Genomic DNA, 21777 nt, shown 5'->3' with positions numbered 1-21777 from the left:
AAAAAGGTGCTCCCTATGCTGATCCCCCCTCGAATGAAACTCACACATCTTGATGGACAACTGGCATACCCTCAAGGGAAACGCTCACACCTTTCCGAAAAACCTCCACAACTTTATAACCAAAAACCGTCACTCTATTAAGAAATGACGGTCTCCTTTCCGGCAGTTTCCCGGATTTCATAAAATTGTCGCACTAAGGCTTCCTCTAATTCAGGTTTTATCCCAGCCAGCCGCCGTTTCCCGACCCGCCGATCCAATAAGCTAATGGCGCGTATGAATGGGTGTTCATGTGCCAGCGCCTGTTCGATTGGCAGTTGAAGGAATTCGTATAAAAGTGGGACCATTTCCCATGCAGGGAACAGCCCCTGCTCCTTCACCTCGAGTTCCGCGTCATCATAGGCGGCATGCAGCCGTTTCAATTCTGGTGACTGCCAAAGTTGCCCCACATTATCAACCCATGCCAACGGATCGATTTGCCGCTCCGCAGTTAATTCGATCCCGCGTGTATTGGCTGCCATCGAAAACGGGATGTCCGAAGCCCGAAAGATTTCGTGACCATCGAGAGTCACTCGGAACGTCCTCGTCTGATCATGGCTTTTGCGATGAACGACAAGTTGGTACGTAGCCCGACCTTTCAATGAATCGCAGAGGCAATCTTCCGCTAACTTTTTCAATTTAGTCCATTTCATTTGGATTGATAACCTCCAGTTTTTTTATTTGGACGTTTATGCCCGGGCCATGAGAGTCTTTGCGATCCCCATGACAGTTCGGGGATTTGCCATGACAGTTGGCCCGCGCCATGACAGTTTTCGCAAATCCCATCACAGTTCAGGGATTTGCCATGAGAGTTGCCCGATTTCCCATGACAGTTTGGCCACGCCATGACAGTTTCCACTGGCCCCATGACAGTTCGAGAATTTGCCATGACAGTTGCCTGATTTCCCATGACAGTTTGACCGAGCCATGACAGTTTCCACGATTCCCATGACAGTTCAGGGATTTGCCATGAGAGTTTCTCAATTTCCCATGACAATCCCCTACCTCCTCACAAATACCTTTCAAACCACCCAACAATCTCTTCCAACCTAGCGATCCGCAGGCTAGGAATCCCGGTCCTCGACAGGTTGTGATCCGCGTCCGGGAAGCGGACGAATTCGGTTTCCTTTCCGAGACTTTTCAGTGTGATAAAAAGCTGTTCCGCCTGTTCGATCGGGCAACGGAAATCGTTTTCCGAATGGAGGATCAGCAACGGTGTTTCCACCCGTTCCGCATATTTCAACGGCGAGCGGTCCCACAGCTTCCCGGTGTCCTTCATATCAGCACCAATTTGCCAATCGCTGAAATAATAGCCGATGTCGGACACGCCGAAGAAGCTGATCCAGTTGGAAATCGATCGTTGCGTCACCGCGGCTTTGAATTGATTCGTCCGGCTGACGATCCAGTTCGTCATGAAGCCACCGTAACTACCGCCGGTTACCCCGAGCCGGTCGGGGTCGATCCATTCATTTTCATTCATCACAAAATAGAGCCCCGCCATGATATCCTCATAATCTCCGCCGCCGTAATCGCCCCGCACTGCGTCGACGAACGCCTGACTGTACCCGTGACTGCCCCGCGGATTGACGTACAACACGCCGTAGCCTTGCGCCGCCAGAAATTGCAGTTCGTGGAAAAATGAATGGCCGTACATCGTATGCGGGCCGCCGTGGATTTCCACGACGAGCGGATAGCGCTGGCCTTCCACAAAGTCAGCCGGTTTCATGAGCCATCCGTGCACATCCCATCCATCCGGTCCCACGAAGGCAATTTGCTCTGGTGCCACAAGTATCGTTTCCTCTACATACTTCCGATTGAATGAAGTAAGCGTCTCCCGCTCGCCTGTTGTAATCACATGCTTGACCAACTCACCTGGATTCGCCGGATCGCTGACGCAAAGAAGGGCAAATTCCCCAGCCATCGAAACGTCATAATCGTACACATGCTCATCTTGCGGTGTCGCCGGAAACAGCGCGCCGTCGAGCGAAGCAAAGTACAATTGCACATCGCCCCTCGTCGATAATTGGTAGTACAAATGGTTGTCCTTCGTCCAAACGACACCCGGCGCAGCTGCCCCCTGCTGCAGATCCGCCACGACCGCATCCACGACCGGTGCGTCCAAGCCTTCCGTCAAATTCAGAAGTGTCCCATCTGCCGTGTCGTAGACGAGTACACAATCATGGGTCGCATTCTTGTACGCACTACCCGCTCCCGAAAATGCGATATACCGGTCATCAAAGGAAAAGCGTGCGTCGCCATACGCCCCTTCCTCGTCGATGACCACCGTTTCCTCTTTCGTCTGCACATTGACCATAACCAACGGCTGCCGAAAATCAAAATCCTGATTCTCCCGCCGATTGACACCGATCACCAGACGCTTCCCGTCATGCGAAACCGCATGCAATGTATGTTGGTGATGGCCTTCTGTGAACGGTGTTGCGGTTCCCGTCTCCACATCGAGCACCCCAATTTGACGAAACACATCCTGTTTTAATAAACCTATGCCATCCGCTTTATATTTCATTTTCGTCACACGGGCCGGTTCCGGCTTTTCTGTGTCTTCCTGTTTTTCAGGCTCATCGGTGAACGACTTGCCTTTTTGCACATCGGCCGCGAACCAGATTTGATTGCCGCACGGCGACCAGCGAAACGAAGTAATGCCATTGATAAATGCCGTCAACTTCCGCGCCTCGCCGCCCGTTGCGGAAAGGACGTATAACTGATTCTTCTCCTCGCGATCGGACAAAAACGCAATGTGCTTCCCATCCGCCGACCACGCCGGCGCAGACACTCGCTGGCCCCCGTGTGTCCACTGTGTCACTTCGTTCGTATCTAAATCGATGTGGAATAAATTCGCTACATATTTATTCTGTTCCTCATCGATATGCGTCTTGACGAAGACAGCCGCCTTGCCATCCGGCGATAATCGCGGATTCGTAACCGACTGCAACACGAACAAATCCTTCGCTGCCACTTTTCGTTTTTTCATATGAATTCCCCCATTTCGTCTGTTATGTGACTTCGACTTGGCGGGGAGAGTTTCCTTTGTTGTAATTAAAATAGAGTCCCTAATTTTATCCAGGGACTCTGTTTTAATGCCGTTTTAATCTTGTGGTTGTTTTCATATATGTCTTTAGTTCATTATAGAAATTTTCTCTTGTTCCCGCCAAAATAATAAGAAGTATTTTTCCATCTTCCAACTGCTCTACACAGTAAGCTAATTCGTATTCAACCTTGTTATGTCGAATATCCATTGAAAACACTCCACCTAAATCACCTGACTTGAGAGTCCCCAAGGATGGATTTAATTGTAAATTCTTGATTTGTTTTTGAAACTTTTGTGATAATTCTTTGTCTCGTCTGATTGATTTAAAAAATCTTTTAGCCCTTGGTAATATTTCAAGTTTCAAGGGTACCTGCCTATTCATCTTCATCCTCATCTAGTTCGCTAAAGAACTCTTCGGGACTGGAATAAACTTTCCCATCGCGGCTTTCGGCAATCATTTGTTCAAGGGCAGGTTTGATTTGAGATTTTCTATAAGAAAACTCTTTTAATAATTCTTCACCCGACTCATACCCTTCATTAATTAAGTCACGCAAGATGTATTCACTAAAATCTTGAGGCTCGCTGATCGGCCTAATTACCAAACTGTTGTCAACAACCTCACAAATCACTTCATCACCAATTTCTAACTGTTCATAGAAATCTATTGGTATGGTAATTTGTCTTTTTCGGGAGACTGCAATTTTTTTGGGCACTCTCATCTGTGTTCTCTCCTCCGAGATATCTTTTAAGTACACCATAGTATATGCCTCCTTCTTTTAAATTTATACCCTGAACTAGGGACCAAGAACCAAGAAACCTTTTCCTTGTTCTTATTATACTAACACATTATTCTATATAATACATTTTAGAAAGTGGTCTTTTCTGATAAAACTTTATGGACTAAGGATAATCAACTAAACCTTCATGGCACGACTGCCCTCATCAAAATCGTCTACCGCCCCTGTCAAAAAAACGCCAACCTCGCCCGGGCTGGCGTTCCCCTATTTATCTTTTAGTTAATCTTACGTTCCTATATCTTCCACTCGTCTGATTTCACAATACAATATCCCGCTTCCCTTCTCCCCTCCACAAACGCCACACCACCACTACGCTCACCACCACAAGCGCCACATAAGCGAGCGGAACTAACCATTGCGGATACAAGATTGCGATGATGAAATGGAGCATTGGTTTCAAACCGACGATGAGCATTCCTGCGATGATCGGGATTTGCACTCCGATCAACGACACGAAATTCGGGACGACCGTTGAGCTCGCCATGGCCAGTAACGCGCTGATTAATCCGATGGCGTAAATGGCGGCTGCACATAAAACGATATACTGGAAGAACGTCGGATCATACCAAGATTCGGGGCCGATAAATGTGTTCACCCGCACGTCAAAAAACGGAGATGTATTGTTCAATGAATAAATACCAAAATAGACCGCCAGCAATCCTGTGATGACCAGGAAGGCGGAGAGTAAGCCGGCCACGATTTTCGTCCTGTACAAGTTTCGGCCTTTCTTCGTAGTGTACTGCAACGGCACAATCTGTCTCATCCGATCTTTCAAGATTACCGGTGAAATGACGAGGACGACGCTGAACAGGATGGCGATCGCCACGTTCCCAATAAAAGTCCGGAAGTTTTCCATTACAATTTCGGTGTACACTTGAAATTTCCCGGCAGCAAATAATTTCTCCATACGCTGTATCTGCTCAGATGAAAGATTATCTGGAATCACGTCCTTTGATTCATGGAACTCAACCAGTCTTCTTCTATCCTGCAACTCCCAGAAAAGGTCGACCTGTTCCTCGTGAAAAATTCGGTTCTGTAAATCGCTCTGCTCCTGATTGTCCCAATCATGGTTGATCAGTTTGTCGTATGTATCAAGCCCCGCTTCGACAAACTCCTGCCTCGCCTGCAAGTACTGGTCCGCTTCCTCCACGCGAGCATCGTATTCGTTTTTAAAGTCGATTATTTCCTCCGCATCCATATCCGTGCCATATTTCTCGATCATCTCGACCCCGAGCCTATACGAATCCAGCGCCGGTCTTCCATTTGGGAAGTGTTCAATATGAAACTCAATCAACAGGAAATAGAGCACACTATTAACAAGAAACAGCAGCAACATCGCTTTCCACGTCAAAATTTTCTTCATTTCATTCCATAAAATCCTCATTTTCAGAAGCCCCCTTTCCTAAATATCCTCTTTCCGAAACCGCTGTATTGAAATGAAACAAAACGCCACCGCAAAGATCGTCCAGCTAGCGACTGTCATCCATTCAAAGTTCTTGAACATCGTCAGCCCGCTGCTTCCCATGAACGACCCGGAAATGCCGATCAATAACGTCGACAGATTATAGCTGGAAATGAAAAGCAGCCTGGATGAAGTCGACATGAAGCCCGGCATGAGCCACGCGATGACGAAAAAGAGGGCCATCAGCGAGAAGGCGACATAGCTGTTTTTCAATACGATGGATAGGGCGGATGTCAAACCTGAAAATAGCAGCATGCCAATCATGACAAGCCCGATCACGCCGACCAAGTATTGGCGCACGGACAAATCCCACCAAGCAATATTCGGAAAGTTATACTCCCAATTGAACGCACTGCTAATGGACGTCTTCCACACATGCGAATAATCGAAAATGATGAAATACGTGACCAGTGTGACGACCAGCACGATGGCGGTAAGTATCGCGGCGATCATCAACGATGCGGCAAGCTTATCCTTCACCAGCTTCCGGCCCCGTCGTGTTGCATAGCTGACGAGATGTGTCCGGCTTTCAAATTCGTAGTTCATAATGAGCGCGGTTGCCAAAATGACGAGAAGCAGCGACTCGATAATGATGTGCAAGAAGACCGTTTTGAAAAGGAAACTGTGCATGAAATACACTTTCCCAGCAAAGAACCACTGTTTATGTTCTTCATTTCCAACCATTTCTTCAAATCGCTCGGCGAACTTTTTGTATTCCTTCCGTAAAATATTGGCTGCCGTGCCGCTCAGGGCATATTTCTTCACTTCCCCTTCCCCCAGCGCTTCGATGTCGATGGTCGCGTAACTTTCGTCGATGGATTCCGCCATGCCTAGGTACATTTCTTTGATTTGCAGACGGTCGATGAACTGCCAGTCCGCTTCGCTGTATCGATCGCGATCTTCAAAGCGCAAGCCGGAGAGGAAGTCATGGACCGTGCCGAATTTCTGCCCGGTCATCTTCTCCAGTTCGGTTAGGTCGGTTTGTACATTTTTTTCAAATTGCTGCAACGACGCGGCCGTGATTTGGAGGCCGTAAGTATCGACGATGTCGTTGACGATGTTCAATTCCTCTTTATGGTTGGATGAACTGACGATGAGGAAGATATTATAGGCACAGAACAGGACGAGCAGCGCAATCAGGATCGGGGACGTGGCGGCTTTCCTACATTCATTTAGAAAAATTCGCATCACGCTTCTCCGATGTTGTCTCGATATTCGTAGAGGAAGACGTCCTCCAATTGCGGCGGGACTGGCGCCCAATCGGCCTCGGGCGTTCCTTTATGTACGAACCGGACAATCATATTCCCATACTCCTGCTTTTCGGATAATAGCGTATGCTGTTTCCGAAACGATTCCAGCTGGGCATAGTCCATCGTCGTTTCGAACACGGCGCCCGCCAGCGTTCCGCAGATCGCTTCCACCGAATCCTTATACAGAAGGCGCTGGTTTTTGATCATGATGATTTCATTTGCAATCGATTCGATATCCGACACGATATGTGTAGAAATGATAACGAGCCTCTCGCGTGCCAGATCGGTGAGCAAATGACGGAAACGCGCCCGTTCTTTCGGATCCAATCCGGCAGTCGGCTCGTCCATGATGAGAATTTTCGGGTCGTTCAACAGCGCCTGCGCAATCCCGACCCGCTGGATCATCCCCCCGGAGAATTTCTTCATTTTCTTATTGGCGACGTCGCCTAATGCAACCTTCTCGAGCAAATCTGTGATTTTTGGCAACGCCTCTTTCTTACCGATCCCTTTCAATGCGGCCAAATAGAGAAGGTATTGCTTCGGTGAATAGTTTTTATAATAGCCGAATTGCTGCGGCAAATAGCCGAGCAAATCACGGTACTCGTCATCCATATCGATAATGTTGTTCCCGTTGAATAAAATCTCGCCTTTCGTCGGGAACATCAACGTCGCCAACATTTTGATGAGCGTCGTCTTCCCAGCCCCGTTCGGAGCGAGCAAACCGTACAAGCCATTGGAAAATTCCAAGTGGATGTCCTGCAAGGCTGTGAAGTCGCCGTACTGTTTTGTCACATCTTTCACAACGAGCATGTTAAAAAGCCCCTTTCATCTGACGGAAATAAAGTAATCGTTTCAAGGTTTTCCAATAAAGGATGGCACTGCTGACTAGGACGAGGGTATAGATGAGCAGAGGCAATTGCATGAGCAGTGCTCCGTACGATTCGCGAGCCCCGTAATGCAGCAGCCCGTTCCCCGCCATCCAACCTGCAACCGTCATCGTCACCATTACTAGCGAACGGCGCCTCATCAAGGCGTAGAGGAAGAGGATGGCGAACAGGAACAGCGCGGTCAGGGAGATCATCAATGCCCGAGAGAAACTAATGTCCTTGTGGACGCACGCAATCAATGCAATGAGGAGCGTGTTGACAAGAATCGAGACGACACTGAATAGGAGCATCCGGAAAGCGATGACCTGGTAGACATTGAATTTGCAGGACATCTCGACTTCATACGTGTCCCGCTCGATTTTATTCAGATAGGTGTAAAGGGAGAAAGCAAGAAACACGATTGGCGACAACAGAAAGATGGAAGCATACATGCCTTCGCTCGGCGTCCGAGCCGGTATGAGCAGGACGCTGAACAGGGCAATCGCTGCCAGCAAAAGGAGCCCGAGTTCGACTCGATCAGCGAACAGATGGCGCATGCCGATTTGCCGGCCCATCGTTTTGAGATAGATCGGAAAGCTTGGTTTGCGCTGCAGGCCTTTCGTGACGATCTGTTCCACTTGCAAATGGATCATCTGGTCATCCGGCATCGGAACTTTGAATTTTTCTTTATTCATGCGCATCCTCCTTCATTTCTTTGCGAATCAATTTCAGCGCTGCATAATATCTCGTTTTCACTGTCGACAACGGAATCGTTTCGATGGTTGCAATTTCTTGCAATGTATAATCTCCGAATAATTTAAGCCGGATGATCTGCTGGGACCGGGCGTCCAATTCATTGATGAGCGCCCCGATCTTTTCGTAGTCCTCCTTGAGCTCGAGCGAACTGGCGAGGTCATAGTCATCTTCGAACTCGAATTCGTCAATGGATTGCTCCAGTTGGGCGTATCGGTAACTCTTGGATCGGTAATAGTCGACGAGCCGATGGGACGCCAGCTTGTACAGCCACGTCCGGAATGACGCCTTTGCCTTGTCGTAATTCCGGATGGACTGCAGGGCGCTGATGAAAATCTCCTGCGTCAGATCCATCGCCAGATCGGCATCTATCGTCTGTTTGTAACAGAACGCAAACATTTCGTTATAATATTTCGTCACCAACGCATTCGCCGCCGACTCGCTGCCTTTCTTCTGGATCTGCTGAATCCACCGCTTCTCCCTGTCCATACGTCACCAACTCGCTCATCATGATCGTCTCTTAAGTATATTCGGAAACTGTTTGGAAAAAGTTTTAATTTCGGGCAAGTTTTTTTGTGGGGAGCGGTTTGGCACAATTTTATCCGCCAAATCTCGGCAGGTAACTGTCACTTCCGCCCATTAATCCGTCACTTTTCAGCGGATTTCCATCACTTTTCGATGGATATCCGTCAAGTTCACAATTTTATTCCTGAATTTGGACCTTCGATTCGCCCCATGACTGCACAAAAAAACCGCCCCGGCAGAAGAATATCTTTCTGCCAGGGCGGTTCACTTTATTTCACCACATGCTCTTTCAACGAACGTCTTAAAATCTTGCCGGTCGTGTTCTTCGGCAGTTCATCCAAGAACTCGAAGTGTTTCGGAATTTTGTATTTGGCTAAACGGTCCGCGCAGTAGGCGTTCAACTGCTCGGCGTCGACGGTTTTGCCTTCCTTCAGCACTACGAACGCGTGAACCGCTTCGCCGAAATCCGGGTCGGGCACGCCGATGACCGCCGCTTCCACGATGTCCGGATGGGCGAAGAGCACTTCTTCGACCTCGCGCGGGTAGACATTGTAGCCGCCGACGATGACGAGATCTTTCTTCCGGTCGACGATATAGAAATAGCCGTCCTCGTCACGCCTTGCCAAATCCCCCGTATAAAGCCAGCCGTTGCGAATCGTCGCTTCCGTATCTTCCGGCATTTTATAATACCCTTTCATGACATTCGGTCCGCGGACGATCAATTCACCGACGACACCATCTGCTACTTCACTCCCCAATTCGTCCACGACTTTATTTTCAACATTGATGATCGATGTGCCGATGGAACCGGGCACGCGATCGCGGTCGAGCGGATTGAAGCAGGTAACCGGCGATGCCTCGGACAGACCATACCCTTCTGAAATCCGGACGTCGAATTTCTCCTCGAAATTATGCAGGAGCGCGACCGGCAATGAAGAGCCCCCCGAGATTGCCAGACGGATGCTCCCGAAATCAGCCGGATCGCCTTGTGGGTATTGATACAGGAAATTGTACATCGTCGGTACCCCGGCGAAGACGGTCGCCTGCTGTTGCATCGCGATGGCGAACACATCGGCCGGCGAAAATTTCGGAACGAGGAGAATGGTGGCCCCCATCAAAAGCGGTGCATTGACGACAACTGTCAGCGCGAACACGTGGAACACCGGAAGCGTCGCGATAATCCGGTCATCTTCAGAGAATCCGAGATAATCACCGACATCCCGCGCATTGGAATATAAATTCTTATGCGTCAGCATCGCGCCTTTCGGACGCCCGGTCGTGCCGGACGTATACAAGATGACAGCGGTTTCATCTTCCTCAACGGCAACCGGGTCGACATCGGGCCGGCCTTTGGCAATCAAACTTGAAAAAGCCTGGACTTTTCCCTTCGCCGCATCCGGCAAAGCAGCCAACTTTGCTGGAGTGTCCGGTTCGGTTTCACAAATGATATAGTGGGCAATCGCCGGAAAATTGCCCGCCGCTTGTTCGACGAGCGGCAATAACAGATCGAGCGCGATGACTGCCTTGGCGTCACTGTTATGTAAAATGTAGGAAATCTCATCCGGTGTATAAATCGGATTCACCGGAATGGCCGTAGCCCCGATTCGCATCGTCGCATAAAGCGAAATCAAAAAATGCGGCGTATTCCCAAGAAGAAATGCGACATGGTCCCCTTTCCCGACACCCAAATCCTGCAGCGCCGAAGCAAACATGGAGACAGATTGATCAAACTCGGCATACGATGTATCTTTCCCCATGAAATGGTACGCCGTCTTCCCAGGTTTTGTCATCGCTGTCTCCTGTACCCGTGAAACTAAATTCATCTCCTCATCCCCTTTATCATTGAATGAACAGTCATTCATTTATACATCAGGATTATTATATAAGAAAAGTTCAGAAAATACAACCTTCTCTTTTTAAGTGCTTGAGGGAAATGATGAAATAGCAGCTTGTTAGAATTCCTTTTATATTAATATAGTAACAGGCGGGTTATGAGCGGACAACCACGGCTTATGGGCGCGGAGCACCTACTTATGGGCGGTCACTCCTGACTTATGAGCGTGGAGCACCAACTTATGGGCGGACAATCCTGACTTATGGGCGGGCAACCACGACTTATGAGCGGGCAACCACGACTTATGGGCGCAGAGCACCAACTTATGGGCGGACAACCACGACTTATGGGCGCGGAGCACCAACTTATGAGCGGGCAACCACGACTTATGAGCGCGGACCACCAACCTATGAGCGGACAATCCTGACTTATGAGCGCGGAGCACCAACTTATGGGCGGACAACCACGACTTATGAGCGCGGGGCACCAACTTATGAGCGGGCAACCACGACTTATGGGCGCGGACCACCAACTTATGAGCGGGCAACCACGACTTATGAGCGCGGAGCACCAAATTATGAGCGGACAACCACGACTTATGAGCGCGGACCACCAACTTATGGACGGACAATCCTGACTTATGAGCGCGGAACACCAACCTATGGGCGGACAACTATGGCTTATGAGCGTGCCCTAGGGATGTAGGGCACGGATGGGGCGTCCCGTGCCGGCATCCGGGGCAGGCCCACCTGCTCTTCATTCAACCCGCCGCTTTAATATGAACCAAATAGCGCCAGCGGATCAGGTAGAAATAGAGCACTTGCATAACGGCGAAGCCGGCGAGGACGATGGTGAGTTCCTTGACGATCGAGATTTCGGCAAGGGCGTCCCAGATCACTTGCAAGGACAGGAACGCGAAGGAGCTGTGGGCGAATGCCACGCCCCACGGGAAGAAGAATTGTGGGATGAGCTGCCGGTTGACGACTTTCTTCACTTCCCGGTCGGTGATGCCCATTCGGCGGAGGACGTCGAACTGTTTCCGGTCGCGATCGAGCGATGTATAGAGCCGGAAATAGATGAAACTCCCAGCTGCCAGGAAAAATACCGCTGCGAGCAGCAGCCCGATGAACAGCAATAACGAGAAGGTCGTCCGGATGACCGAGTAATTCAAACCCGGATTTTCAAAGGAATACAACAATTGGTCGCTCGTCCCGGATAGGAAAGAGTCCGTCGCCCTCGCCTCGATGAGCAGCCCGACGTTTTTCGTCTCCTGCCATTCCGGCACATTGAACGCATAATAGGTAAACGCCTTCAATTCCTTTGCCGGCCCGCTATCCGCCACGATATTATAATCCACATCGTTCAAAATGATGGCATTCATCCCCATCGAATAAGCGGAAAATAAATGATGCGGATAGGCCCCCACGATTTCCACCTGGACCCCGCTCTCTTCCAAAACTGTCTGGACCCGCCGATCTGCCAACTGCTCGTATGAAGAGATCGACGGCGGCAAAAAGAGCGCTTCTCCTTTTTCTAAGTCCATCGCTTCATAGTCGAATGATCCGGCGAGCAAATCGATATCCGATTGTTTTAGAATTCTAACCGAGTTATTGGTGAAGGAAGACTTCTGCTCCAGCACATCGAATTTGACGAGCGAATACTCGATCTCCTCCTCGTGCAACTCCCTGACGAGCCGCTTCATATGCTCACCTTCGAGTTCATTCCCGATTTCACTCTTATAAACCAAGCCGAGCGGGTGCATTTCCCGGTACTGCGAGGCGAATGAAGTGAGGGAGGCCAAAATCCCGACCGACATGAACGCAATGGTCGACACGATAGAGACAATGAAAAACATCCGGGCATTTTCCCGTAGCCGGACGACGCCCTCCGAAATGGAGAGCAACCAGAAATGATGCCAATAGAGCCGCTTCCGTCTTCGGATTTTATGAAGCACCATCGGCAAGGAATCCGTGAAAAACAAGTACGTCCCGATCGTTGCTAGCGGCGGCAATAAAAAGAGGAGCCCGATGACAATCGAATGCGATGTCAACGCAGCCATCGTATAGGACAATACCAACAACAAAATACCGATGTACGCCCGAGCAGGACTGTAACCATCCGCTTCCCCTATTTCATGTTGGAGAAGATCCGCCACTTGCCCGGTCCGAATGAAAATCGGCGCAACCCACGAAATGATCACGAACAAACTTAGGAAAACCCCGACCGTCAAAGCGAATGGCTTCCAGGAAAGGTACAGAGGCAACGCTGGCAGCATGACAATGTTTTTCACAATCATAAAGAAGAACTTGGAAAACATATAGCCAAGGAACGTCCCCGCCAAGATGGATCCTGTCCCGATGATCATCGTTTCGATAAAAATGAGACGGTGCAATTGCTTTTTCGCCATTCCCAAATGGAGCAAAATGCCGAATTCCTTCGTACGCGCCTGCAAAAAGGCCCGCATCGAATAAAACAAGAAAAACAACGTGAAAATATAGAGGATGATTTGAGCGGTGATCATCCCCGATTTGGCAATCTCCTGGACAAACCGGTTTTCGATGGACGGGTGGAACAGCAACATCGAATAGAGGAAAAAGACCATGACCGAAAAGACGCTCGCCATAAAAAATGCTGCGTAGATCCGGCTGTTCCGGACGACGTTACGGTAAGCGAACTGACGAAAGATCATGGACATCCCCCCCGAGAAGAGACAGCACATTTAAAATGCGTTGGAAAAACGTCCGTCTCCGCTCATCTTTATAGATTTCATTGAAAAATTCGCCGTCTTTGATGAACAATACACGGTCGCAATAACTTGCGGCAATGGGATCATGTGTCACCATGATGACCGTCGTTTTTTCAGACTCGTTGATGCCTCCCAACAGTTCGAGAACATCCTTTGCCGATTTTGAATCCAGATTACCTGTCGGTTCATCCGCCAAAATGATTTTCGGCTTATGGATCAACGCCCGACCAATCGCCGTCCGTTGTGCCTGTCCCCCCGATAATTCATCCGGGCGCCGATTCAGAATGGCTGTCAGATCCAGGCGTTTCGCTAACTCCTCGACCCGACCTTCCATCTCTTGCAGCGACAAGCCGTCCAATGTGAGCGGCAGCACGAGGTTCTCTTCCACCGTCAGCATATGGAGCAGGTTGATATCCTGGAAAACGAACCCGAGATTGCGTCGCCTGAACAGGGCGAGTTCATTCGACCCTAACGTTTCTGGCTCGATGCCGTCGATCACTACCCGGCCGTATGTTGGCACGTCGATTGTCGAAATGAGGTTCAGCAGCGTCGTCTTGCCGCTCCCCGAAGGACCCATCACGGCGACGAACTCCCCTTCTTCCACTTCAAAGTCCAAGCGGTTCAACGCCCGGTGCATCACTTTGCTTTCATAGATCTTCGTCACTTCCGTCAAGTCGACGATTGGTCTTCGCTCCATCAACCGCTCCACCTCCTCCGTTTTCGAACACAATCGACACCGTCGTTCCAATTCCAAGTTCCGACTCCATCGTCAACAGATGTCCCAACCGCTCACATACTTCCGACGCGATATAGAGGCCCATTCCTGTTGATTCTCCGGTTAACCGGCCGTTTTCTCCAGTGAAAAAAGCTTTCGTCACCCGTTTTAGATCGGATGCCGGAATCCCGACCCCTTCATCCCGGATGGAAAGTTTCACGCCCGCTTCCACTTTTTCTGCCGTCAGGAAGACTCGTTTCCCTTTATCAAACGTATATTTGACCGCATTCGTGATGAACTGCCCAATGACAATCTTCATCCATTTCGCGTCGGTCGCCACGACAAAATCCGAACCGATTGAAATGACTGGAAACACCCCGTTGGCAATGAACAGCCGCTTATGTTCCGTCACAAGTTCCTGCACGAGGTTCAAGAGAGGGACCCGCTCGATCCGCATATCTTCCTCAAACGTCTCCAACCGCGCGTTGACGAGCACCGACTCCAAGCCCCGACGGATTTTCTCCACTTCCTCCCCGATACTGGCCCGGTCCAATTCGCCTTCCTCCTGTAACAGCAGGCCGATGACGGAGATCGGTGTCTTCATCTGATGCACCCACTGGTTCATGAAATGCAGCTGTCGATGCTGCGACGCGTACAGCGCCTGCACTTCCGCCTGATACAGCTTGTACAATTGGCGGGTGAACTCCGTCGTCTGCCGATGTTCCGGCGTCTGGACATGCCGGATCAGCGCATCCTCCATCTTCACCGGCTTTCGCGTGATCGCCGCATAGAACGACCGCCGCATGATCAGTTTGCCAGCCAAATAGCCTGCCGTCAGCAAGACGCTGATGCTGATGGAATAAATGGCTGTGTTATAGTTCCGGAAGCCGTCCAGCCAATACAGCAGCAAGATGAACAGGACGAGGACCATTTGAAAAACGAGGAATGATACATGGTCCCGCAAGAAAAGAGTGATCTTTTTCATGCTTCCTCCGGCGCGAGCAGCAGCCGATAGCCCGCCCCCCGCACCGTTTCGATCGAGGAGCGGATGCCGTAATCGGCCAGTTTTTTCCGTACCCGCGTCATATTGACATTCAACGTGTTTTCATCAACAAACGTCTGATCGTCCCAAAGTTCCTCCAACAACGTTTCGCGGGACACCACTTTCGGCGACGCCTCCAACAGCAAGTTCAGCACGATGCACTCCTTCTTCTGAAGCGGCACGACTTGGTCGCGGAGATGCAATTCCATCCGCTCGATATATAAAGTCAACAAGCCCAGTTTCACAGTCCGTTCGCTTTGATTCGGCGCGTATTCCCCGAATGAACGGCGCAAATGGCTTCTTATCTTGGCAAGGACGATTTCGTAATGGAAAGGTTTCGTAATGAAGTCATCGCCGCCATTCTCCAGCGCAAACACCTGATCCATATCCCCCGACCTCGCGGAAATGAACAGAATCGGACACGTCGTATGCTGGCGCAACTGACGGCACCAATAATACCCGTCGTACGACGGCAAATTGATATCCAACAAAATCAAATGCGGATCAAAAGCCAAGCACTCTTCCGCCACGCGGTCGAAATCCTCGATCACCGCCACGTCATATTGATATTTCCGCAACGTATCCGCCAACAACTGCGCAATTTTACGATCGTCTTCCACAATGAAAATCCGCTGATTCTCCATCTTCCAAATCCCCTTTCACTCTCCCTCTAGTATAACGTATATCGCGGGTTGGTTTGTATTGGGAGATGGATGGGGGTGAGTGGGAATCGGAGTGGGATGGGGGCGGGGGTGCATGAGTATGGGCGGGGGAACTGTGTTACGGGCGCGGAGACACGGCTTTTGGGCGCGGGGCCATGAGGTATAAGCGGGGGAACACGGGTTATAAGCGCAAGAGCACGAATATGAGCGAATGAACAGGACTTATGAGCACCGCACAACGAGCGAGCCACCCTCAACCGCCGTCTCGCCCAATTCAAAACGCCCGGCAACCGCCGGGCGTTTCCAAATCCTATCAATAAATCAACTGCAAAAACTCTTCCTTCGTAATGCCGCCCAAATACATCGGGATGTCGACATGGTTCAACGCTTCGCTGATCGCTTTGCGGTCGTATTGGACGCCCTTCAGGCTATCCTCGATCACCGCGACTTCGCCGACGCCGAAAAAGTCTCCGTAAATATGAGCATCTTCAATTAAACCTTTGTTCACTTGCAGGCGGATATCCAAGCTCCCGACCGGGAATCGGTGGGAATGCTGCATATTGAACTTCGGCGATTTGCCATAGTTCCAATCCCAATTCGCATAGCGTTCCGCGGAAAGCTCATGGATTTTCCCCCAATCCTCTTCTGTCAGCTCCGCATATTGGATGTTTTCCTCTCCGCCGAAAATCGACTTCAGAATTTCCATCCGGAACTGCTCAATCGTCATCGGCTCCGGCAAGAATTCCGAAATGTTCGCAACCCGGCTGCGAATCGACTTGATGCCCTTCGATTCGATTTTATCCTTTCGCACCCGCAACGCTTTAACAACGCGATCCATTTCTGTATCAAACAGCAACGTCCCATGGCTGAACATTCTTCCATTCGTTGCAAACTGGGCATTCCCTGATATCTTCCGGCCGTCAATCAAAATATCATTGCGCCCTTCCAATTTCGCCACTACGCCCAGCTCGGCCAACGCTTTCACGACAGGCTCCGTGAATTTCTTGAAATTCCGGAATGATTCCCCGTCATCTTTTGTGATGAAGCTGAAATTCAAGTTGCCGAGGTCATGATACACCGCTCCCCCGCCGGACAGACGGCGCACGACATGGATTCCGTTCGCATCCACGTATTCCGTGTCGATCTCTTCCACAGTGTTCTGGTTTCTCCCGATGATGATCGACGGTTCATTAATATAGAACAGCAGGAACGCATCCTTCTCAACATCCATCGTTTTCAACACATACTCCTCGATCGCCAGGTTGATGCGCGGATCAGTAATCCCTTTATTATCAACGAAATACAAGATCATCGCTCCTTCTATCGGTAGTACCTCCATTTTACCATCCCGACCTGAAAAGCACCTCTTTCAAAACTTTTCAGAAATAATTAAAAAAACCGTTGACATTCCATACGCTGTTATAATACACTACTAATAACAACGAGAGTTATACAACAAACCACGAGAGGAGATGAGAGCTATGCTCGAAAACGTCATCGAATTTTTCAAGAACCTACCCGCAAAAGTCTGCACATCTTGTGGTGAGGAAATCGAGGAACAACATGAATGCTACGGGAATCAATGCGATTCTTGCAACATTCTCTAACTTACAACTTTGCCAGTGAAACGACTGTACCTATACACGGAAATTTGAAACGAAAAGGGAGCGACTTATTATGATCACAAACATCATCGAATTCTTTAAAAACCTGCCAACGAAAATCTGCGTATCATGCGGAGAAGAAATTGAAGAGCAGCACGAGTGCTACGGCAACAAATGCGACGCTTGCAATATTCTATGAGATTAATAAACAGCTGCAGGACATCCGCCTGCAGCTGTTTTTTCATTTTCCGCTATTCTTCAATAAATCCGGATGATCGGTATGGATGCCATTGACCCCCATCGACTTCATCTTCAACGCAGCCTCCGCGTCATTGACCGTATAGGCGTACACGACGAGGTCCTGCCTGTGCATCTCATTGACAAACGGAGGAGTCAACGCTTCGTAGCTGATTCCGACGCCCGCTGCGTACTTGCGCAAGTCCTTCACCTTTTTGTCGGACAGCTTCGCCTCTTCGTCCTCATCAAAGGAGATCAATTGCAACAACGGGATTGCGGGTTCCAATTCATGCACCCGCTTCAGCCCCTTTTCACTGAACGAATGGACAACCGCCTTCGGACGTCCTGACTCATCGAATCCAATCAGTTCATACTGTTTCAATAAAGCCACGAGCTTCTCCTCAATTCCCGGGTACTGTCCCGGATCTTTGAGCTCCACGACATAATTCATCTGATCGCCAAATTGGTCGAACACTTCCTTCAAGGTCGGCACCGCGAACGCGTCTTCCGGACCGCTCACCGCGATTTTGCCGTCCCGCGCATCCACCGACAACCGTTTCAATTCCGCCAAAGTGAAACCCGCAATCTCCCCGTTCGCCTCCGTCGTTTCCGACACGTCATCATCATGCATGACGACCATTTCCCCATCTTTCGTCAGATGGATATCCAACTCAATGTAAGGCGCATCCAATTTCTCTGCTAAGGAAAAAGCCTCCAATGTGTTCTCCGGCAAATACGCCGACGCTCCCCGATGTGCAATGACAAGAAATTCATCATCGGGCATCGGGCCGGACACCTTGTGCAGACCACAGCCTCCCAGAAGGAGGATCAGTAGAATCATTCGACTAAAAACTCTCTTTCTCATCTCCCCACCTCTTTCTATTCATTCATTTTCCCTTTGCGAATAAAAAGAAACGCGGAAGAAGAAGGCAAATTAGCAGAACACAAAGCTCACTTGATTTTGCTTGTACTTAGTAGGCGATTGCTTGCATTGGGCTACCGTTTTCTTGCCCTCACCACGCTCTTTCTTGCGTTCATCCTGTTGTTTCTTGCAGGAAACCGGTTTTCCCACCTGCCAACCAGCTTGCTTGCATTCAACCCGCTGTTGCTTGCACCAGCACCCCGTTTCCTTGCACTCACCATGCTTTTTGTTGCATTCATCCTGTAATTCCTTGCAGGAAACCGGTTTCCCCACCTGCCAACCAGCTTGCTTGCATTCACCCCACCTTTGCTTGCACCAACACCCGGTTTCCTTGCACTCACCGTGCTCTTTCTTGCGTTCATCGTGTAATTCCTTGCAGGAAACCGGTTTCTACGCCTGCCAACCAGTTTGCTTGCATTCAACCCGCTGTTGCTTGCACCAACACCCGGTTTCCTTGCACCCACCATGCATTTCCTTGCGTTCATCCTGTGATTCCTTGCAGGAAGCCAGTTTTCCCGCCTGCTATTCCGTTTGCTTGCATTCAACCCGCTGTTGCTTGCACCAGCACCCCGTTTCCTTGCACTCACCATGCTCTTTCTTGCACTCACCACGCTTTTCCTTGCGTTCATCCTGTAATTCCTTGCAGGAAACCGGTTTTCCCACCTGCCAACCGGCTTGCTTGCATTCAACCCGCTGTTGCTTGCACCAGCACCCCGTTTCCTTGCACTCACCATGCTCCCGTGCCCTAATTCCCTTGCATTCAATGCTTGCACCCCACCTTAATCCACCAGAGACACAGCCAAGCAAAAGCCATTAAAAAAAGCCCGCCACATGGGCAGGCTGGGGTTCATTCAAATAACTCTTGCAGCACTTCTTCGACAGCTGCTCGTCCTTGGTCGATACAGTCGGGCAAACCGACTCCGTCGTAGGAGGCGCCGGCGAGTTTCACTTGTGGGAAGAGGGCATGCAGTTCCGCACGGGAGGCTTCGATCAGTTGCTTATGGCCGACCCGGTATTGCGGCCGGTCCTCCTTCCAACGCGTGACGACCGAGAAATCCGGCTTTCCTTGGATGTCAATGACCTTCGAAAGGTCGGCGAGGACGATCCTTTCGATTTCGGCGTCGGGCAAGTCTACGATTGCCTCGTCCCCGGCCCGTCCGACGAAGGCCCGCAGCAGCACTTTCCCTTTCGGCGTCGTTGTCGGCCACTTGCGATGCACCCACGTGCACGCCGTTATGGAGTAATCGCTGCTCCGGGACACGAGGAACCCCGTCCCTTCCTTATCCTGGACGATGCTCTCTTCCGGGAACGCGAGCGCGATCGTGGCAACCGACGTGGTCGGGATATTCCGCAAATTCTGCAAGATGCCGTACGGGGCGAATAAACGGCCCGCCATCTCGTGTCCTGTCGTCAGGATGACAGAGTCGGCTTCGATTTCCCTTCCATCATTCAACTGAAGTACGGTTTTCCCGTCCCTCGTCTCGATTCCCTCGACTTTCACGCCTTTCAGGACGGAATTTGGATTCAATTGCGCTTCTACCGCTTCCACCAATGTTTCCAAACCGTTCCGGAATGTATGGAACGCACCTTCCCGCTTGCTGCTGTGGCTGTTTTTCTGCGGAAGCTGTTTCGGAGTCGTTTTCTTCATTCCTAAAATGAGGCTCCGGTGTTTCTTTTCCACTTGATAAAACTGCGGGAAGGTCGATTCCAGGCTCATCGTATCGATATTCCCGGCGTAGACACCCGACAGCAGCGGCTCGATCAGGTTATCGACAACTTCTCCGCCAAACCGCCGGCGGAAAAATTGGCCGAGGGACTGATCGCCTTCCACGCCCGACCGGGGAAGTAGAAAGTCTCCCGCCGCCCGCATCTTGCCGGACCAAGTGAATAGTCCCGTCTTCAAAAACGGACCGATTTCGGTCGGGATCCCCATGACCGACCCGCCCGGAATCGGATGTAATTCGTTATGGACGAGGACATAGGCCTGCCCCGTTGCGTTCCGGACGAGTTCCCCTTCAATCCCGAGGTCCTTCGCCAGGACATCCACGCTTTTTTTCCGGATGAGGAATGAATCCGGCCCGCGTTCGATGACAAAACCGTCCCGCCGTATCGTCTGGATCTTGCCGCCTAGCCGATTGGATGCTTCAATAAGGATCACATCGAGCGCAAGCCCTTTTTCACGCGCCTCTTTCTGCATATAGAACGCCGCGGAGAGCCCGGTAATCCCCCCGCCGACAATGACGACTTTCTTGTTTTGTCCGCCCATGTCCTTTCGCTTCCTTTCCTCTTTTACGCTTCGTTCAGTTTCTCAAAAACCGCATCCGCCATTGCGTCGATGAAAAGCGGATCGGTATTCGGCATAGCCGGGCGGAAATATGCCGCCCCGATATCATCGCAGACAACTTTACACTCATAATCGTTGTCGTATAGCACTTCCAAATGGTCGGACACGAATCCGACCGGCGTGTAAACGAATGCACGATATCCTTTGTCTTCATGCAGCTGGCGCGTCAAATCTTGGACATCCGGTCCGAGCCACGGCTCAGGCGTCTGCCCTTCACTTTGCCAACCGACTTCATAAGTCTCTACGCCCGCTGCCGCGGCAATCAAATCTGCCGTCTCTTTCAATTGATCGGCATATGGATCGCCCGCAGCGAGGATTTTCTCCGGCAAAGAGTGCGCCGAAACTATCAGACAAGCGGACTCCCGCTCCGTGTCACTCATCTTCTCAAACGTCGTACGCACTTGATCGCTCCAATATTGGATGAACTTCGGCTGTTTGTACCAGCTCTCGACAGACGTAATCCGGATGCCATGCTTCTCGGCTTCCTCTTGCGCCCGTCCATTGTATGACTTTACGGAGAATGTAGAGAAATGAGGTGCCAAGACGATGGAAACCGCCTCTTGGATCCCGTCTTCCTTCATCTTCTCAACCGCTTCTTCAATGAACGGCGTTATATGTTTCAAGCCGACATACACTTTGAATTCGATGTCGTCCTGCACTTCATTCAACCGATCGGCCAATGCGTTGGCCTGATTCTCGGTAATTTTGGCAAGCGGTGAAATCCCGCCGATCGCCGCATAGCGGTTCCGAAGATCCTCTAGTTGTTCAGGCGCCGGTGGACGTCCTCTTCGAATATGCGTGTAATACGGTTCAATATCCTCTTCCTTGTAGGGCGTGCCGTAAGCCATCACCAAAAGCCCCATCGTCTTTTTCGCCATCTTCGTTTCACCTCATTCAATTTCGTGTCGCTTGGAGATTTTAACCTTTGAACAACTT

At 50.4% G+C, this 21777-nt stretch carries 22 protein-coding genes; 2 read left to right on the top strand and 20 right to left on the bottom strand.

All coding sequences use genetic code 11. The features are described 5' to 3' along the window. Positions 1-137: 137 nt before the first annotated feature. From OXB_RS08615 to OXB_RS08535, 16 genes are all read right to left on the bottom strand, one after another. On the bottom strand, positions 138-689 hold the full coding sequence (locus tag OXB_RS08615; RefSeq protein ID WP_041073482.1) for an SF0329 family protein: 552 nt from the start codon (positions 687-689) through the stop codon (positions 138-140). Further along, complete coding sequence (locus OXB_RS08610) at positions 686-1033, bottom strand: hypothetical protein (RefSeq protein WP_041073481.1); 348 nt, start codon at positions 1031-1033, stop codon at positions 686-688. The genes OXB_RS08615 and OXB_RS08610 overlap by 4 nt, the downstream gene beginning before the upstream one ends. 12 nt (positions 1034-1045) lie before the next feature. Beyond that, positions 1046-3025, bottom strand: a complete 1980-nt coding sequence (locus OXB_RS08605) for a S9 family peptidase (protein WP_041073479.1) — start codon at positions 3023-3025, stop codon at positions 1046-1048. Between the two features lie 103 nt (positions 3026-3128). Beyond that, positions 3129-3464, bottom strand: a complete 336-nt coding sequence (locus OXB_RS08600) for a type II toxin-antitoxin system RelE/ParE family toxin (protein ID WP_041073477.1) — start codon at positions 3462-3464, stop codon at positions 3129-3131. Next, positions 3457-3840 (bottom strand): AbrB/MazE/SpoVT family DNA-binding domain-containing protein, encoded by a 384-nt coding sequence (locus OXB_RS08595; protein ID WP_041073475.1) that lies wholly within the window; start codon positions 3838-3840, stop codon positions 3457-3459. Before OXB_RS08595 ends, OXB_RS08600 begins: the two co-directional genes overlap by 8 nt. A 295-nt stretch (positions 3841-4135) precedes the next feature. Continuing rightward, a complete protein-coding gene (locus OXB_RS08590) occupies positions 4136-5263 on the bottom strand; it encodes an ABC transporter permease (protein ID WP_041073473.1) in 1128 nt (375 codons plus the stop codon). Between the two features lie 18 nt (positions 5264-5281). Beyond that, positions 5282-6529 carry a hypothetical protein gene (locus OXB_RS08585; protein WP_041073471.1) on the bottom strand — a complete coding sequence of 416 codons (1248 nt, stop codon included), beginning with the start codon at positions 6527-6529 and terminating at the stop codon, positions 5282-5284. Beyond that, positions 6529-7401, bottom strand: a complete 873-nt coding sequence (locus OXB_RS08580; RefSeq protein WP_041073469.1) for an ABC transporter ATP-binding protein — start codon at positions 7399-7401, stop codon at positions 6529-6531. Before OXB_RS08580 ends, OXB_RS08585 begins: the two co-directional genes overlap by 1 nt. 1 nt (position 7402) lies before the next feature. After that, positions 7403-8152 (bottom strand): hypothetical protein, encoded by a 750-nt coding sequence (locus OXB_RS08575; RefSeq protein WP_041073467.1) that lies wholly within the window; start codon positions 8150-8152, stop codon positions 7403-7405. Then, entirely contained in the window at positions 8145-8699 is a 555-nt protein-coding gene (locus OXB_RS08570; protein ID WP_041073465.1) for an RNA polymerase sigma factor, read from the bottom strand. The genes OXB_RS08575 and OXB_RS08570 overlap by 8 nt, the downstream gene beginning before the upstream one ends. 305 nt (positions 8700-9004) lie before the next feature. Beyond that, positions 9005-10558 carry a fatty acid--CoA ligase family protein gene (locus tag OXB_RS08565; RefSeq protein WP_041073463.1) on the bottom strand — a complete coding sequence of 518 codons (1554 nt, stop codon included), beginning with the start codon at positions 10556-10558 and terminating at the stop codon, positions 9005-9007. 771 nt (positions 10559-11329) lie between these two features. Beyond that, on the bottom strand, positions 11330-13258 hold the full coding sequence (locus OXB_RS08555) for an FtsX-like permease family protein (protein WP_041073458.1): 1929 nt from the start codon (positions 13256-13258) through the stop codon (positions 11330-11332). Continuing rightward, entirely contained in the window at positions 13230-14012 is a 783-nt protein-coding gene (locus tag OXB_RS08550) for an ABC transporter ATP-binding protein (RefSeq protein WP_041073456.1), read from the bottom strand. The genes OXB_RS08555 and OXB_RS08550 overlap by 29 nt, the downstream gene beginning before the upstream one ends. Next, positions 13963-15015 carry a sensor histidine kinase gene (locus OXB_RS08545; protein WP_041073454.1) on the bottom strand — a complete coding sequence of 351 codons (1053 nt, stop codon included), beginning with the start codon at positions 15013-15015 and terminating at the stop codon, positions 13963-13965. Before OXB_RS08545 ends, OXB_RS08550 begins: the two co-directional genes overlap by 50 nt. Then, positions 15012-15716: a response regulator transcription factor gene (locus OXB_RS08540; RefSeq protein WP_041073452.1), complete on the bottom strand. Its 705-nt coding sequence runs from the start codon at positions 15714-15716 to the stop codon at positions 15012-15014. The genes OXB_RS08545 and OXB_RS08540 overlap by 4 nt, the downstream gene beginning before the upstream one ends. Before the next feature lie 331 nt (positions 15717-16047). Next, positions 16048-17040 (bottom strand): lipoate--protein ligase, encoded by a 993-nt coding sequence (locus tag OXB_RS08535; RefSeq protein ID WP_041076519.1) that lies wholly within the window; start codon positions 17038-17040, stop codon positions 16048-16050. A 175-nt stretch (positions 17041-17215) separates the two neighbouring features. Between OXB_RS08535 and yhfH (OXB_RS18215) the strand changes: the two genes are divergently transcribed. After that, a complete protein-coding gene (gene yhfH, locus OXB_RS18215; protein WP_070098198.1) occupies positions 17216-17341 on the top strand; it encodes a protein YhfH in 126 nt (41 codons plus the stop codon). A 70-nt stretch (positions 17342-17411) separates the two neighbouring features. Next, positions 17412-17537, top strand: coding sequence for a protein YhfH (gene yhfH / locus OXB_RS18400; RefSeq protein ID WP_084212418.1), 126 nt, complete (start codon positions 17412-17414; stop codon positions 17535-17537). Positions 17538-17579: 42 nt separating this feature from the next. On the opposite strand, the gene OXB_RS08530 is transcribed toward yhfH (OXB_RS18400), so the two are convergent. The 4 genes from OXB_RS08530 to hemH form a co-directional block, all read right to left on the bottom strand. Continuing rightward, positions 17580-18440, bottom strand: a complete 861-nt coding sequence (locus OXB_RS08530; protein ID WP_041073450.1) for a glycerophosphodiester phosphodiesterase — start codon at positions 18438-18440, stop codon at positions 17580-17582. A 131-nt stretch (positions 18441-18571) separates the two neighbouring features. Continuing rightward, entirely contained in the window at positions 18572-19261 is a 690-nt protein-coding gene (locus OXB_RS08525) for a hypothetical protein (protein ID WP_041073449.1), read from the bottom strand. Positions 19262-19344: 83 nt separating this feature from the next. Next, positions 19345-20763 (bottom strand): protoporphyrinogen oxidase, encoded by a 1419-nt coding sequence (gene hemY, locus OXB_RS08520; protein WP_041073448.1) that lies wholly within the window; start codon positions 20761-20763, stop codon positions 19345-19347. Positions 20764-20786: 23 nt separating this feature from the next. Continuing rightward, complete coding sequence (hemH, locus tag OXB_RS08515) at positions 20787-21719, bottom strand: ferrochelatase (RefSeq protein ID WP_041073446.1); 933 nt, start codon at positions 21717-21719, stop codon at positions 20787-20789. Positions 21720-21777: the final 58 nt, after the last annotated feature.

The organism is Bacillus sp. OxB-1 (assembly GCF_000829195.1).
Lineage (GTDB): Bacteria > Bacillota > Bacilli > Bacillales_A > Planococcaceae > Sporosarcina.
This window is presented reverse-complemented; position numbering and strand designations above follow the sequence as displayed.